The organism is Paenibacillus stellifer (assembly GCF_000758685.1).
GTDB lineage: Bacteria > Bacillota > Bacilli > Paenibacillales > Paenibacillaceae > Paenibacillus_AQ > Paenibacillus_AQ stellifer.
In genome coordinates, this window is the sequence record NZ_CP009286.1 from 2314317 (window position 1) to 2330098 (window position 15782).

Genomic DNA, 15782 nt, shown 5'->3' on the forward strand with positions numbered 1-15782 from the left:
GATTTACAATGCGTTTGAAGCTGGAAGAAGCGGTTCGGCTGCGCGAAGCGGGGCGCGCGGATGAAGCAAAAGCGCAGCTGCTGTCATTGCTGGAGGAATACGAAGCCTGCCGTACATCGCAAGGCGTAACGGCTGCGAACCCTGCTAACAGCGGCCCCGGCAACGGCCTGCCAGGCAAGAACCGGGCTTTGGGACAGGATCACCTGTATGCGGAGCTGCTGTATCAAATTGCCTGGTGCCATGATGTTCTTGGATTAGAGCACCAGGCGGTGCCTTACTATGAGGGGAGCCTGTCCGCCGGATTGGCCGATCACCTTAGACCCGGCGCCTTTTTGGGGCTGGGGAGTACATACCGGACGCTTGGCGAATATGAGAAGGCCAAATGCCTGTTTGAGCATGCTGCGGCCGAACACCCGGCGCACCGCGAGCTTCGCGTTTTTTATGCCATGACGCTGTATAATCTGGGGGAGCATGAGCAGGCGATGAGCATTCTTCTTCATCTGCTTGCCGGCACCTCCGCAGATCCGGGAATTGCGGAATATGCGAAGGCGATTGCCTTCTATGCCGACAATCTCGATCGGATATGGGAGTAGAACCATAGCTTCCGAGCTTTTGGAAGACAAGAAAATCAGAAAAAGAGGTGGCTGCTTTGAAGTATGATTTTGACCGTGTTCTGGACCGGACCAACACGCATTCCTACAAATGGGACCAGGCCGAGAAGCTGTTCGGAAGCAAGGATATTTTGCCGCTGTGGGTAGCGGATATGGATTTTGAAAGCCCGCCTGCGGTCAAGGAAGCTCTTGTCCGCCGTGCTGAACAAGGCATTTACGGCTATAGCATCAGCAGCGAATCGTATATCGAATCGATTCAAGGCTGGTTCGAATCCCGGCATGACTGGAACATTCCGTCGCAGTGGATCTCCCAGTCTCCGGGGATTGTGACGACGCTGAGCCTTGCAGTCGATCTGTTCAGCGAGCCGGGAGCCGAGGTGATTCTTCAGTCTCCGGTCTACTACCCGTTCTATGATGTGATCAAACTGAACGGACGCAAGGTAGCCGACAACCCGCTCGTCATCCGGAACGGCCGTTATGAGATGGATTACGAGCAGCTGGAAGGACTGATGAAGAACGGCGCCAAGCTGCTGCTGCTGTGCAGCCCCCACAATCCGGGAGGCCGGGTATGGGAGCGCGAGGAGCTGCTTCGTCTGGGCGAGCTCTGCCTGCAGTACGGTGTGACCGTTGTCTCCGACGAGATTCACTGTGATCTGGCGCTGCCTGGCCACCGTCATATTCCATTCGCATCTCTGTCCAAGGAAATATCGGATATCACACTGATGGCGCTCGCCCCCACGAAGACATTCAATCTGCCCGGCATTCATTCCTCATTCATTGTGGCCTCCAATCCCGAGTTGAAGCGCAAATTTGAGGCGCGGATCAAGACACTGAGCTTGCATATGGCCAGCTATTTCGCTCAGGATGCCGTCGAGGCGGCCTACCGCGAAGGCGGAGAATGGCTGGATGAATTGATCGCGTATCTGAATGCCAATATCGAATATGCAGTTGATTATCTGGCTCAGCATCTGCCTCAAGTCAAGCCGATGAAGCCTGAAGCTACCTATCTGTTATGGGTGGATTGCCGGGCTCTCGGCCTGGACGGTGCAGGATTGAAGAAACTGATGTACCGTGAAGCAGGGGTCGCGTTCAACGAAGGCTCGGTATATGGCAGCGCGGGAGAAGGCTACTTGCGGATCAATGTGGCCTGCCCGAGATCCATTCTGAAAGAGGCGCTGGAGCGCTTCTGCAAGGCGGCCGGGACTTACGTGAAATAAGGGATAAGGATAAGGGAAATCCCCGGCCGGGTTTCGGCTGCGGTTATCGAAAGGCATTCGGCCCGTCAAGAGCCGGATGCCCTTTGCGTATATCGGGAATGATCTGAGATTAAGTAACGGGAAGAGAAGGAGAGGAGCTTATAACATGGCGTTGGCGTTGCAAGCGGTATCCGATCTGCAAAATCTGCTGCATGAAGTCCCGCGAAGATTTCGGCAGTTTGGCGATGAGGAAGTGAAGAAGCCCCGCGCTGAGGGCAAATGGTCGCGCCTTCAAGTATTGGGGCATGTGTGCGATTCCGCCATTAACAATCTCAATCGCTTCGTATCGATTCAGGGCCAATCCGAGCCGCTGGTAATAGCCTCTTATAACCAGAACGTCTGGGTAGAAGCCGGGCGATATAACGAAGCGTCTGCCGAAGAGATTCTGGCGCTGTGGGTAAGTCTCAATCAATCGGTGCTGCGCGTGGTGTCCGGCCTGTCTGAAGCGGTTCTGTCGCATCTCTGCCGCCTTCCTGACGGGACCGAGGTTACGCTTGAATGGCTGATCGGGGACTATGTGGACCATCTGAAGCATCATCTGGAGCAGATTTTCCCCGGTGACCGCTGGGATTTGGGAGATTGAAGAGATTAAGGGGTTTGTGACAAAAAACAGCCCGGCCGCTGCGAGCAGGCCGGGCTGTTTGGCATGATTTAGTTCGCTCCCACGTAGGCGGCGAGCAGCTTGGCCGTATTGAGCACGGCCTGCTTATGCGTCCGCTCCATGGAGTGGGAGGCATGGACGCCAGGGCCAATCAGCGCGGCCCGGATGTTCGCTCCGGCGCGCAGAGCGGCGGAAGCATCAGACCCGTAATGCGGGTAGATGTCCACCGCATGGGCGATGCCGAGACCGTGAGCCAGGTCGATAAGCTTGCCCGTCATGACGTAATCGTACGGGCCCGAGGAATCCTTGGCACAGATCGAGACGTCCGTCTCCTTGCAGTTCAGGTCGTCGCCGAGAACGCCCATATCGACGGCGATCAGCTCGCTGATTTCGCCGGGTATCCAGGAGGCGCCGTGCCCGACTTCCTCGTAATTCGAGATGAGCAGCTTCAGATTATGCAGCGGCTTCCAGCCCTCCCGCTTGATGCTCTCCAGCAGGCCGAACAGCGCCGCTACGCTGGCTTTGTCGTCTAGATGGCGGGACTTGATGAAGCCGCTGGGGGTAAAGACCGGCCGCGCTTCGAACGACACGAAATCCCCATGTCCGATGCCGAGCTTCAGCACATCGTCCTTGCTCGTTACGATTTCGTCGATGCGGACCATCATATTCTCTTCCGCCCGCTTGATGTCCCTTGCTTCGGCGGGATAGGCATGGGCGGAAGGACGAGTGGAGAGGATGGTTCCCGTGTAGGTCAAGCCGCTCCGAGTGTGGATCTGACAGTACTCGTTCTCAATGCTGTACATCGTGAACCCTCCTACCGAGGTCAGTCGGAGCGTGCCGTCCGAACGGATTGAACGGACCATTGCCCCGAGCGTATCGACATGGGCGCTCAGTCCGATGGTCCGGGATGGGTCAAGCCCGTCTACGCTCAGGATCAGGCCGCCTTTTTCATTCCAGGACAAGGCGGCGCCTAGCGCGGCAGCTTCTTCGGCCAACAGCTTCAGAATCGTATGGGTGTAGCCGGTCGGGCTCGGCGTTTCCAGCAGCTTCTTGAGAAGCGAGAGCATATAGGTTTCATTGGGTTGAATCGTTAATACAGGCACAATAACAGCCTCCAATCTGGATCTGGGATGAAATCATCTATTGCGTCAGTTGTAGGTGGTCTTGGCATCCGGGGCGAATCCCTCTGCCGGCGGCATCTCGGAAGGAGCCGGATGTGCCGTCTCCAATACGGCAATTCTTCCCTGTGCTTCCGTAAGCTCGGCAGTGAGGGTTTTAATCCTCCGCTGCTGCTTGTACCCCCTGAAGATTCCATAGAAACCGGCGATAATGGCACCGATTAGAGCACAGCCGAGGATAACGAGAATTAGCGGGATTGAGATCAGGCTGAAGCCGAAATTGACCTGCACGGGATCGACATTAATCACGGCAAAGAGTGCAACCAGCAGGGCGAAGACCAGACCCAAAATAATGGACCATTGATTTCTCATATACGAACCTCCTTGAGGGCGGCATTCTCGCAGGCACTATCCTGGAAAAAGCCCATTCTTAAAACCCTTACCCCAATCCGGGGTAAGGGACGCGATCATGACGCCGGTCCGGGCGAACCCGGCCGGACGACAGTATTACTTGGTCAGCTCTTCCATCTGCTCGATTACATTCTCGAAGACGCTCATTGCCTCGCGGATCGGTTCCGGAGACGACATGTCGACGCCCGCTTTTTTCAAAATATTGATCGAGTAGTCGCTGCCGCCGCTCTTCAGGAAGCCTAAGTAGCGGTCGACCGCCGGCTTGCCTTCCTCCAGAATCTGCTTCGAGAAGCTGGTAGCCGCGGAGAAGCCCGTCGCATATTTGTAGACATAGAAGCTGTTGTAGAAATGGGGGATACGGGCCCATTCCATCTCGATGTCTTTATCCACGACCATGTCCTTGCCGTAGTACTGCTCGTTCAGCTTGTAATAGATGGCCGACAGATCCTGCGGCGTGAGCGATTCACCCTTCTCGGCGCGTTCATGCACGATTTTCTCGAACTCGGCGAACATGGTCTGGCGGAACACCGTCGTGCGGAATTGATCGGCATAGTAGGTGAGCAGATACATTTTCTCCTTCTTGTCGGTCGATTTCTCCAGCAGATAGTGCATCAGCAGCGCTTCGTTCGTAGTCGAGGCCACCTCTGCCAGGAAAATTGTATACTGCGCGTCACGGTATTTCAGCGTAGTGTCCGAATAATAAGAGTGGAGCGCGTGACCCATTTCATGCGCCAGCGTGAACATGCTGTTCAGGTTGTCGTTATGGTTGAGCAGCACGTACGGATGTGTGCCATAGGCTCCCCAGCTATACGCGCCGGTACGCTTGTTCTCGTTCTCATACACGTCGATCCAACCCTTGTCATAGCCTTCCTGCAGCGTCTTGAGATAGTCCTCGCCGAGCGGCTTCAGGCCTTCCTTCGTAATTTTCTTGGCTTCTTCAAAAGGAATGTCCAGCTTGTATTCGTCCACCAGCGGCGCGAACAGATCGTACATATGCAGCTCGTCGACGCCGAGAAGCTTCTGGCGCAGCTTCATGTAGCGGTGCATCAGCGGCAGGCTCTCATGAATCGTGTCGATGAGGTTCGTGTATACCTCTTTGGAAATGTTGTCGCCGAACAGGGACATCTCCAGAACGGACGGGTATTTGCGCACCCGCGAGTAGAAGACGTTCTTGTTGACATTCGCGCTGAGCGTGGCGGCGATGGTGTTCTTCTGCTTGGCATAAGTGTCGTACACCGCTTTAAATGCGCTGCGGCGCACTTCACGGTCCGGGCTCTCCAGGAATTTGATATAGCTGCCGTGGGTCAGCTCCACTTCCTTGCCGTCCTCGTCCTTAATCTTGGGGAACTTGAGATCGGCGTTGTTCAGCATGCCAAAAATATTTTGCGGCGCCTGTGACAGCGTACCGACCTGCGCGAGCAGCGCTTCCTCCGCTTTGGACAGGATATGCGCCTTTTGCCGCTTCATTTCGGTCAGCGTAAAAGTGTAATCCGACAGGGAAGGGTCCGCGATAAACTGATCAAGCTTCTCGACCGGCAGGGCCAGAATTTCCGGCGTTACATAGGAGAGGGCTTCGCCCGCATCAACGCTGAGCTTCTTCGCTTTCTGGGACAGCGCCTGATAGACAGGATCGGCCGTATCTTCATCCTGGCGCATATGCGCGTACACATAGAGGCGTTCGGTCTTGAGGGAGAGCTCGTCGTCCAGCTCGAAACATTCCTTAAGGGCGGCTGCATCGGTCAACTTGCCCTGGAATTTGGAGGCTTCCTCGATCAGCTTCTTGGTCTCATCATAAGTCCGGTCCCACTCCTGCTGGTTCGCGAACATATCTTCCAGCTTCCAGCGGTTCTCTGCGGGCACTTCACTTCTCTTCAATAATTGTTCCATGGGAATCCTCCTTAAATGGTGGGATGAGTTCTGCGCGGACTGCGGTCTGGCAAAGGCAGGGGTGATATTCCCCGGCAGCAGCGAGAGCGCAAGCAGAATGGTACAAGATTTGGCGGCGAAGGACATACTGGCGGCCTCCCGTTTCTATTGGTCCTCCTAGTATTCCCTGCAGTCCGCCGGTTATGAATCGGTATAAGCAGTCATTGGCAAGGCCGGGCCGCCGGCGGGATCAACCCGCCAGAAAGGCGACGATGACAAAGACAAAAGCCAGCGCAATCATAATTACACTTATAAGTGCCAAAATCCGTCTCCATTTAGGATCCAGACGGTCTTTGGTCAAAATGAGCACAGCGCCAAGACAAAGGACGGCGACGATATAAATAGCCAGACTTTCGCCGTTCATTCTTACACCTGCTTGAATGCCGCGATAATGCGGGTGTATTCTTCTTCATTATCTTTATAGGATTCTTTGTTGAACCGGTTGTGCACCCACTGCATCATCGCCGGCCGGCTCATGAAGGTATGCGTTTCTTCGCCCCACTGGTCCGAAATTTCACGGAGGATAATGTAACGTCCCTGGACTTCCACCGTCATCATGTTCCATTTGTCCGTTTTGTAGATTTCATGTTTTTTGATCATAGCAGTCCCACCCTGGCGATATTTGGTTTTGGGTAAATGATAACGCACCCGAGAAGGGAAAAGCAAATAAATTCACCGCGCCTCCCGCCAATGGATTGCTTTACCTGAAAGGTTGAAGTATAATGTAGATATTCGCCATATATGGCGGTATTTTTAGGAGGTTGTTCACTTGAAAGGTACAGTTAAATGGTTTAATGCAGAAAAAGGCTATGGCTTCATCCAAGTAGAAGGCGGCGAAGACGTATTCGTACATTTCTCCGCAATCCAGGGAGACGGCTTCAAGACTTTGGAAGAAGGCCAATCCGTTGAGTTCGAAATCACGGAAGGCAACCGCGGACCGCAAGCAGCTAACGTAATCAAACTGTAAGCCAAAGCCGAAGGGGTAATACCTTCGCTCTGAATATACTTGATTGAATAGGCTTCTGAACAAGGCGTTATCTCGCAACGTACGCTCGAGACACAGTTCCCAGGAACTGTGTCTTTTGTTTGTTTAATTGAGTAAAATCCCCAATCCTTTTGATTGAAGAGGATTGGGGCCTTAGTTTGTTATGGTGCCGCCAAGTACCGTCGCTTATTGAATCACAGTCAGGATCTCGTCGATTTCTTTGCGGGCAACAGCTTTGGGATGAACGGCAGGATGTCCGAGCGCTACGACCATATTGATCTGCCGGCTCTCCGGGATGTCGAGATAGTCCCGAAGATCGGATTCAGCGAGCAGTACAGGCCCTGTCATCGGACAGGTGGCCAATCCTTTGGCGTGGGCGGCGAGCATCAGATTCTGGACCGCAAGGCTGCTGCTCTTGATGCCTTCCTCCGCCCAAATGTCCGGAGATCCGAATTCCAGCGGATCGAAGATCCGTTCGCGGAACTTTGATGTATAAGGGGTAGCCAGGCAGACGATCAGAGCCGGAGCGCTGCCGAATGCTGTTGCATAGGGGCCGAAGGATTTGACCATCAGCTTCGCTTCCCGGGCCAAGCCGCGTTCCTCCGCAGAAGCTGCGATTTCACGAAGCCGCTCCCAGGTAAAGGCTTCGATAGCTTTAATCTTGTCGCGGTTCAGAACCGCAATGAACTCCCAGGTCTGCGAATTGGTATCGCTCGGCGCATACCTTGCGCAATCGATAATATCCCGGACATCTTCCAGCAGGACATCGTCATCGCTGAAATCACGGATGCTGCGGCGCGATACGGCAAGCTGCCTGAATTCTTCAAAGGTCATGACCGGATGCTCCTTCCGAGGTTGTTACCAGGTACTAATACCTGATGCTTAAGACTATTATAGCGTAACTTTCTCCTGGTGAGAAGCTTCGAACTGTTCGGAGGACTCAGGAAGGCCTTCGGCAAAGGGCGTCACCACTTCAGCCGTTAAGGCTGTCGGACCCGCCAGCCAGCGCCGGGCCATGAACCCTGCGGCGGCGATCACCGCTAGCAGAGTGGCTACGCGGTAAAATGCGGTCATTCCCCATTGCTGATAAACCACCCCGCCGAAAGCTCCGCTTAACAGCCCCGATAAACTGGACCACATAACCGTATAGACAGCCATCCCGGTTGCGCGCAGATGATCCGGGATCAGGCGTGTAATGTAGCGGACAGAGGTTACATAGAAGATGCCGAAGGTGACGCTGTGCATAAGCTGAATAAAAATAATGTAGACAGGCTGCTCTACGGATGAGATCAGCAGAAATCTGACGCCGAACATCAGGCATGCCAAAGCGAGCAGAGGGACTTCCTTGAATTTGTCGCCGTATTTGCCGAGCAGAAACAGCACTGGTATCTCGGACAGGGCGGATGCAAGCAGTGCCCAGCCGATCAATTCTTCTCCCGCGCCCAGGCGCTTCATGCTCACTGTCAGAAAGGCGTCGTTCATGCGATAGCTGAGCGCGAGCACAAAGACGCATCCGAAGAACCATATAACTTCCCTGTTAAGCAAAATAGCCCGCAGCCCCTTCGCAGCGTCCGGGGTGCTGCCTGCTTCGTCTGCTATTCTCCGAGAACGCTTTGGTCCGGCATCTCGCAGCAGAAAGGCGACACACAGAGATATAGTTATTATGATCGAGCACAGCGCTATGCTCCAGGATATGCCTAGTGCGAGCAGCAGGTAGCCCATGGACAACGCGAAAAATGCGTATCCAAAAGAACCGAAGAGACGAATGGTAATGAAATTGCGGCCGCGTCGTTCTGCAGTCTGGATGGCCATCGTATCCGCGAGCGGATAGAGGGGGTAATAGAAAAAATAAAAACAGGAAAGGATAACCATAACGAGTGGGAATTCTCTTGCTTGTGAAAGGAGCAGCGCCGTAACAAGCTGACCCGCCAGCAGAATGAACATGATCTTGCGGACAGTTCCCAGCCGGTCGCTCAGCATGCTCCAGAAGAGATTGGACAAGATGGAGATCATCGGACCGGTGGAGTACAGTAGTCCGACCTGCGTACTGCTGAAGCCAAGATGACTGTAGAAGAGCGGGAAATAGGATAGTGCGAGCACACCAATCCCGTAAATGGCGAACATGAAGATCCGCAGCCAGTTCTGGTCGGCGAAGGCTCCGTTTTGGTGTTCCATTACATACACCTTCCCGAAATTCGCCTGTTGTGTAAACACGTAGTAAAATTCATGTAAATTGCACTCCCTGGAATGAAATACGGTTAGTATAACATAAAGTACTTTGGATTAGGGGAGGCGCTTTCCATTATCTTTGATTTTGCAGGGTGCTTTCAAAAGTGATTTTGTTGTTTGTACTAACGTTTGAGTCATATTATAATGATTATGATTTGGATAAGGAGACAACAATGTGGAGGCACCGTCATTGAGTGAATTTGAGCAAGGCCGTCCCTCAAGCCCGCGCGGCCCGATTGGGTTAATGAGCAGAGTCTACAAATACGTCCTGCCTGAGGTGGAGAACTGCCTGAATCTCTGGCGCAAAGATGCGGAAGGGATTCCCGATCCCGAGCTTCGAAGACAAGCGCTTGCAAGTATCGAGACGAAGAAGTTTCATTGTCAGGGCGGAGGCGTGTATGCAGTGGGCAATCTGCCCATGAGACATATCCTCATTTCGCTAATTGTGTCGTACCAGACGATCAGCGATTACCTGGACAACCTGTGCGACCGAAGCACATCCATGGACCCTGAGGATTTCCGGCTGCTGCACCGGTCGATGCTGGACGCCGTAACTCCTGGAGCCGAGCCCGTTAATTATTACGCGCTTCGCGCCGAACAAGACGACGGCGGTTACCTGCACCGTCTGGTCCGCAACTGCCAGGATATGATTGATAAGCTTCCCGGTTATGCTTCTGCGGCCCAGGAGATTTATGATTTGGCCGAACTGTATACCGATCTGCAGGTATATAAGCATATTCGTCCGGATTTAAGGGAATCCGCACTTCAGAAATGGTGGGAGGAGAAGCGAGGCCGGGCACCGCATTTATATTGGAACGAATTTGCGGCGGCGACAGGCTCGACGCTGGGCGTCTTCATGCTGTTCTTGGCTTCCTGCGATCCTAGACTAAAGAAGGAGGACGCTTCCCAGATCCGGGCCGGCTATTTCCCGCATTTGTGCTGCCTGCATATTATGCTGGATTATTTGATCGACCAGGATGAGGACCGCGCTGGCGGAGATCTGAATTTTTGCAACTACTACGACAGTACGGAAACCATGCTGAATCGGATTGCTTCCATAGTGGAGTGGGCTCGTAAAGATGTCCGGAACATTCCTGACACGCCCCTGCACCGCATGGTCATTGAGGGGCTGCTGGCATTGTATCTATCCGATCCGAAAGTAAGCGAACAACGGGAGGTTCGCACTGTATCCAAGAAGCTGATGAAGAGAAGCCCGCTGACCCGGCTCTTCTTCTTCGCGAACAGCCGCTGGATTCGCAAGCATTTGTATTAGCATTTTAAGGAGGAAATCATTCGTATGGCAGAAGTAAAAAAAATCGCAGTTTTGACCAGCGGCGGAGACTCGCAGGGCATGAATGCCGCCGTTCGCGCCGTTGTGCGCAGCGCCCTTTTCTTCGGGGTTGAAGTGTACGGCATTCAGCGGGGGTATCAGGGGCTTCTGAACCGGGATATTTTCCCGATGGATATCCGCAGCGTTGGTGACATCATTCAGCGCGGGGGCACTATTCTGCAGTCCGCGCGATGTCTGGAATTCCTGAAGCCGGAAGGCCAGGAGAAAGGCGCCGAAATCTTGCGCGAGTACGGAATCGACGGACTCGTTGTTATCGGAGGCGATGGTTCTTATAACGGCGCCAACAAATTGAGCAAGCTCGGCATCAAGACCATGGGTCTGCCGGGCACTATCGACAATGATATCTCGTTCACCGACTACACCATCGGTTTCGACACGGCTGTCAGCATTGTAGTTGACGCCATCAACAAACTGCGCGACACCATGTCCTCTCATGAACGCTCTTCCGTTGTCGAAGTAATGGGACGCCATTGCGGCGACATTGCTCTCCACGCGGGACTGGCTTCGGGAGCCGAGACAATTCTGGTGCCGGAAATGCCATTCGATTTGGATGAAGTGGCCGACCGGATGAAGGATAACTTTGCCAAAGGCAAGCGCCACAGTATCGTTATCGTAGCCGAAGGCGTAGGCAAAGGGGAAGATATCGCTCAGGCGCTCAAGGAACGCCATGCTTCCATCGACGCCCGCGTTACGGTGCTGGGCCATATCCAGCGCGGCGGCAGTCCGACTCCGGCCGACCGCAACCTGGCGAGCCGTCTTGCCGATTTCGCTGTCCGCAAGCTGATCGAAGGAGAATCCGGCAAAGCCTGCGGCATGATCAAGGGCGAGCTTGTTCTTACGGATATCGATAAGGTCGTGAACACGAAGAAGGATTTCAATGTAGAGCTGTACAACCTGGCCTCCCGTCTTTCTCAATAAGAATATCTTCGGATCTGAACAGGAAGGACCTGTCCGTCACCTTGGGTGCCCGGACAGGCCCTTTTTTCGTTCGAACCCTTATGAAGCCAGGAGCAAGCAGGGGGTTATACCTGTCTGGCTGCTGACACCGTTGTGTACTCCGAGGCGAAGCGCCGCTGTACCCTCACCAAGCGTCCAAGCAGCAATACGGCGCCGATGGCGAGTCCGGTGATCAGGCCGATCCAGTAGCCGAAAGCGCCCATTGAAGTATGCTCGGCCAGCACATAGCCGATCGGAAGCCCGAGAATCCAGTAGGCTACGAAGCAGATGATGAAGGCCGGATTCACGTCTTTATAACCGCGCAGAACGCCCTGGGTCGGGGTGGCGATGGCGTCCGAAATCTGGAAGAAGATCGCATAGATCAGAAATTGCTTGATCAGGGAGATCACCTTGGGATCGGTTGAATATAAACCGGCCACATGCTTTCCGGCGAATAACAGCACGAGAGCTGTCACAAGGGACATGGCGGCAGCGCAGCCGATCCCGAGAACGCCGTATTGACGGGCGTCCTTCAATCTTCCGGAGCCAGCTTCGAAGCCGACCAGTATTGTCAGGCTCATGCAGATGCTGAGCGGAATCATATACAGGGTCGATGCGAAATTGATCGCGGCCTGGTGGGCGGCGATCGTCACCGTATCGAACCGGCTCATGAGCAGGGTAACCGCGGAGAAGACGGCCGTCTCGAAGAAGATGGAGAAGCCGATAGGCACGCCGATCTTCAACTGCTCCTTGAATGCCGAGAGGGAAGGAACATGGAAGCGGCGCAGCACCTGCAGGCTCTTGAAAGGCTCCGCCCAGTATACGAACAGCAGCGCCACGGCGAAGATCACCCAGTAAGTGATAGCCGAAGCGATACCGGCTCCGACCCCGCCAAGCTGTGGAAAGCCCCAATAGCCGAAGATCAACAGGGCGTTCAGACCAACGTTGACAGGCAGGGCGATCAGCGTAATGAACATGGACACACGGGTCTGCCCGGTGGCGTCAATGAAGCTGCGCAGAACGGTATAGGCGAACAGCGGTACAACTCCGAAAGAGATGGCTGTAAGAAAGCGGAAAGCGATGCTGCGTACATCCGGCTCCAGATTCATGAAGTCCAGAACCGGTCTGAGCGCAAGCGCTCCTCCTACCAGCACAATCACCGATACAGCAAGTGACAGCCAGATGCCTTGCATGACTTTGGGGGCTACATCGCTTTCGCGGTTTTTGCCGAGCAGCTGGGAGACGATCGGCGTCAGACCGATCAGAATCCCGTTCAGACCTGTCTGAACGGGGACCCACAGGCTTGTGCCGATGGCGACACCCGCCAGATCGGCGGTGCCGAAGCGTCCCGACATATTCGTATCGAAGAACGTAATCGCTGACAGCGCAATTTGGCTGACGAAGATTGGAAAGAAAATATGCAGAAACTGGATGATTTTTTGCGACAAAGATGATGCGGATTTCATAAATTATGCCTCGTTATCTAAGAGATTTGCGGATTACCCAGCAAAGAACCCGGCTGCGTCGCCGGGTTCCGGGTCAAATCCTGTGAATGAAAGGATAAGCTTGGGATAAAGAGCGGTAAGCTTTATTTTTCGTAATCGACACCGGCGCTATACCGGTTATTTGCATTCCAGAGCAGGAATTCGTCAACATTCTCTTCCTTCAGGGCGCGGATCTGATCCTCAACCTGCTGCTTGCCGTATTTGACATAGTGGCCACTGCCAAGCCAACTGGCGGTGAAGTCCTGAATCCATGGCCTGATCGTCGGTTTATAGCTGCCAAGCGGGTCCAGCTTCTTGTGGGTGTCCACCATGGAGCCTTTGATCGTCGCGTAAGGATTCTTATCCGGATCCTTCACATTGAACCAGCCTGTCGTATAATGGCTCGGATAGACCATCGGACTGATGACATCGACGTTCTTGGAGATCTTCACAAAGTCCTGGCCGATGCCTTCCGCGGCAGGTACCGAAGCGGCATAGCCAAAGATATCAACCGATACTCTCACACCGAGCGGATTCAGCTCCTGCTTGGCATATTTCACGAAGTCGCCTACGATATCCACCCGGCTCTTGCCCGGGACCTTCGTATATTTCAGCGAATCGGCCCGCTTCTCGAAGCCTTCCGGGAACCGGACATAATCGAACTGGATTTCCTTGAAGCCCAACTTGACTGCTTCCTTCGCGATATCGACATTGTATTTCCATACCGTTTCATTATATGGATTGACGAAGCTGTCTCCCTTGCTGTTGCTCCAGACGGAGCCGTCGCTCTTGACGAAGGACAATTCGGGATTCTTCTTCGCCAGCACGGTGTCCTTGAACACCACAATCCGGGCGATCGGGTATACATCATGCTTCTTGAGCCGTTCCATCAGCTTGTTGATATCGCCGATGAAGGGCTGCGGCTTGCCCAGCTTCTGCAGTTCTGCATTATCCGTCTTGTACGTGATATATCCGGCGTCATCCTTGATATCAATAACCATGGCGTTGAGTTCCGTCTTGTCGATCAGGTCCATCAGTGTATCCATCCTCGATCCGCCCGCGCTGTAGGCTGTTACGTAAATGCCCTTGACCTTGGGTGCGTCGGGCTGGGGATCGGGAAGCGGTGCGGCGGAGCCAGCGTCCGGTGATGCAGCAGGCGAAGCTGAGGGAGCGGAAGTAGCGCTTCCAGCGGCGATTGCTGTGCCGGCTGCTGAAGCCGAAGCCTCCGGAGTTACAGTCTGGCTGACGGCAACGGCTGTATTGGTGGCGGACTTTAGTACGGATGCAACTTCCGCGTCATGAGCCGGATGCTGCACACCGACACCCCCCAGGGCCACCATCAATATAGCCCATGTGATGTTCATTCGTTCTCTCTCCTTTTATGTACGTTGATTAAATTATATAAGAACGGTTTCCTTTTTAAAGAACAACTTTGTCATCAAAAAAGCAGAAAATAATGTCGATTCTGCAAGGCTCCTGAAGACCGTCCCATTTATCAGTCCATTGTGTTCTTTAAACCCGGTTGAGGGAGGATAAACGCTACTTACTTAAATATCTCGGATGGAAAAATGTCCCTGACAAAGTAAAAGCCGCCTAACCGGTTCTTCAGCCGGTCAAGGCGGCAACCTAAAGCTCATACTGCTTGCTGTTACTTTTAATGAAGATAAGCAGAATCCTGATGCTCGCAAATGCTGTACTGAATGATGTCCATCGCATCAGCAGGGTCCAAGATGCTTAGCCCATCCCGCAGAACGATCATGGAATCGAGTTCGTCCTGCTTGAGAAACGGCATCATATCCGGATACCACTTCATGACGATTGCTGACAGTTTTACCGTTTCCATTTCCACAGTAATCACCCTTTCCTTTTTCGAATGTTGCTGAACTTGCATTCAGGTTTCACCCAGAAAAACGACAAGTGCCTGGAATAGAGGGCAAAGCAGAATCTTCATGATTATTGTATTGCGTCTGAACAGTATTAATATATCACAATTTTTAATCAAGTGCATCCATTAAGCTTCATCCTTTGCGGAAAGAACCCATAACGCCGACGGTTTCAACAATATTGACAAAGGCTTGAGGATCGCTCTTCTTGACGATCCGCTTCAGCTCGGCCAGCTCGTAGCGGGTCGTTACGGTCATCAGCATGTCCTTCTCCGTATGCGAGTACGCGCCCTCGGTCCGGATCTTCGTGACACCCCGCTGAAGGGCGAGCAGCTCCTGGAGCATTTCATCGGTTCGGTTCGTCACGATAAATACCGTCACCTTGATGTGGCTGATGTGAATAAAATCAACCACGCGTCCGGTTACATACATGGACAGCATGGAAGCCAGCGCGATATTCCAGTTGTTCTCCAGATAGCCCGCCGCCAGAATGACTAGCGCATTAAGCGATACGAGCACGCTTCCGATCGGGAAGTCCCGGCGCCGGCTGATGATCGAGCCCAGAATATCGAATCCTCCGGACGAACCGCCGGCCCGAAACGAAATGCCGCTTCCGATCCCGACGAGAACACCGCCGAATACGGAGGCGAGCAGTGTATCCGAAACCAGCGGCTTGACCGGGATCAGCTCAATCAGCCAAGTTGCTGCGGTGACGGAGGCTATGCTCAGTGTGATGAACCGCCGCCCGAGCTGGAACCAGCCTGCGAGGAGCAGCGGAATGTTGAGAAGCAGGTAGAGCAGGCTGACGCTTAAGGGTGTGAAATAGCTGGCCAGCATGGCCAGACCGGATACGCCGCCGCTGAGCAGGCGCACCGGAATGAGGAACAGATTGAAGCCGGCCGCGATCAACGCAGAGCCGAATACAACGGCAAGAAGGCTTAAGAGGTATCTTGGCAAGCAGAATTCACCTTCCGTATATAGATGTAAACAA

The 15782-nt window shown here is 53.7% G+C and carries 17 protein-coding genes; 6 read left to right on the plus strand and 11 right to left on the minus strand.

The features are described from left to right. The first annotated feature begins 8 nt into the window (after positions 1–8). From PSTEL_RS10430 to PSTEL_RS10440, 3 genes are all read left to right on the plus strand, one after another. Positions 9–593, plus strand: coding sequence for a tetratricopeptide repeat protein (locus tag PSTEL_RS10430; RefSeq protein ID WP_038695117.1), 585 nt, complete (start codon positions 9–11; stop codon positions 591–593). 56 nt (positions 594–649) lie between these two features. Further along, positions 650–1828 carry a MalY/PatB family protein gene (locus PSTEL_RS10435; protein ID WP_038695118.1) on the plus strand — a complete coding sequence of 393 codons (1179 nt, stop codon included), beginning with the start codon at positions 650–652 and terminating at the stop codon, positions 1826–1828. A 145-nt stretch (positions 1829–1973) separates the two neighbouring features. Next, positions 1974–2450, plus strand: a complete 477-nt coding sequence (locus PSTEL_RS10440) for a DinB family protein (RefSeq protein WP_052098351.1) — start codon at positions 1974–1976, stop codon at positions 2448–2450. 68 nt (positions 2451–2518) lie between these two features. Here the strand turns inward: PSTEL_RS10440 and PSTEL_RS10445 are convergent, their stop codons facing one another. The 5 genes from PSTEL_RS10445 to PSTEL_RS10465 form a co-directional block, all read right to left on the minus strand. Then, positions 2519–3535: a M42 family metallopeptidase gene (locus tag PSTEL_RS10445; RefSeq protein WP_038700612.1), complete on the minus strand. Its 1017-nt coding sequence runs from the start codon at positions 3533–3535 to the stop codon at positions 2519–2521. A gap of 81 nt (positions 3536–3616) precedes the next feature. Then, positions 3617–3958 (minus strand): LapA family protein, encoded by a 342-nt coding sequence (locus tag PSTEL_RS10450; RefSeq protein WP_084064939.1) that lies wholly within the window; start codon positions 3956–3958, stop codon positions 3617–3619. 135 nt (positions 3959–4093) lie between these two features. Continuing rightward, positions 4094–5884 carry an oligoendopeptidase F gene (pepF, locus tag PSTEL_RS10455; RefSeq protein WP_038700616.1) on the minus strand — a complete coding sequence of 597 codons (1791 nt, stop codon included), beginning with the start codon at positions 5882–5884 and terminating at the stop codon, positions 4094–4096. A gap of 229 nt (positions 5885–6113) precedes the next feature. Continuing rightward, positions 6114–6287, minus strand: a complete 174-nt coding sequence (locus PSTEL_RS27915) for a hypothetical protein (protein WP_038695120.1) — start codon at positions 6285–6287, stop codon at positions 6114–6116. Between the two features lie 2 nt (positions 6288–6289). Beyond that, positions 6290–6523 carry a hypothetical protein gene (locus tag PSTEL_RS10465; RefSeq protein WP_038695122.1) on the minus strand — a complete coding sequence of 78 codons (234 nt, stop codon included), beginning with the start codon at positions 6521–6523 and terminating at the stop codon, positions 6290–6292. Between the two features lie 169 nt (positions 6524–6692). Here PSTEL_RS10465 and PSTEL_RS10470 point away from each other — a divergent pair, with 169 nt between their 5' ends. Further along, positions 6693–6890 (plus strand): cold shock domain-containing protein, encoded by a 198-nt coding sequence (locus PSTEL_RS10470; protein ID WP_038695124.1) that lies wholly within the window; start codon positions 6693–6695, stop codon positions 6888–6890. A gap of 204 nt (positions 6891–7094) precedes the next feature. On the opposite strand, the gene PSTEL_RS10475 is transcribed toward PSTEL_RS10470, so the two are convergent. Then, entirely contained in the window at positions 7095–7742 is a 648-nt protein-coding gene (locus tag PSTEL_RS10475) for a nitroreductase family protein (RefSeq protein ID WP_038695136.1), read from the minus strand. A 57-nt stretch (positions 7743–7799) separates the two neighbouring features. Continuing rightward, complete coding sequence (locus PSTEL_RS10480; protein ID WP_084064940.1) at positions 7800–9083, minus strand: MFS transporter; 1284 nt, start codon at positions 9081–9083, stop codon at positions 7800–7802. Between the two features lie 244 nt (positions 9084–9327). Here PSTEL_RS10480 and PSTEL_RS10485 point away from each other — a divergent pair, with 244 nt between their 5' ends. After that, positions 9328–10410, plus strand: a complete 1083-nt coding sequence (locus tag PSTEL_RS10485; RefSeq protein WP_038695138.1) for a tetraprenyl-beta-curcumene synthase family protein — start codon at positions 9328–9330, stop codon at positions 10408–10410. Positions 10411–10434: 24 nt separating this feature from the next. Beyond that, positions 10435–11406 carry a 6-phosphofructokinase gene (gene pfkA, locus PSTEL_RS10490; RefSeq protein ID WP_038695141.1) on the plus strand — a complete coding sequence of 324 codons (972 nt, stop codon included), beginning with the start codon at positions 10435–10437 and terminating at the stop codon, positions 11404–11406. A gap of 104 nt (positions 11407–11510) precedes the next feature. Here the strand turns inward: pfkA and PSTEL_RS10495 are convergent, their stop codons facing one another. The 4 genes from PSTEL_RS10495 to PSTEL_RS10510 all read right to left on the minus strand — a co-directional run bounded on the left by PSTEL_RS10495 (position 11511) and on the right by PSTEL_RS10510 (position 15748). After that, the gene (locus tag PSTEL_RS10495; protein ID WP_038695143.1) at positions 11511–12890 is read right to left on the minus strand and encodes an MATE family efflux transporter; all 1380 of its coding nucleotides are present in this window, start codon (positions 12888–12890) and stop codon (positions 11511–11513) included. Positions 12891–13012: 122 nt separating this feature from the next. Next, positions 13013–14272, minus strand: coding sequence for a putative glycoside hydrolase (locus tag PSTEL_RS10500; RefSeq protein ID WP_038695145.1), 1260 nt, complete (start codon positions 14270–14272; stop codon positions 13013–13015). Positions 14273–14562: 290 nt separating this feature from the next. Further along, positions 14563–14751, minus strand: a complete 189-nt coding sequence (locus tag PSTEL_RS10505) for a hypothetical protein (protein WP_084065415.1) — start codon at positions 14749–14751, stop codon at positions 14563–14565. 175 nt (positions 14752–14926) lie between these two features. Continuing rightward, the gene (locus tag PSTEL_RS10510) at positions 14927–15748 is read right to left on the minus strand and encodes a YitT family protein (RefSeq protein WP_038695147.1); all 822 of its coding nucleotides are present in this window, start codon (positions 15746–15748) and stop codon (positions 14927–14929) included. Positions 15749–15782: the final 34 nt, after the last annotated feature.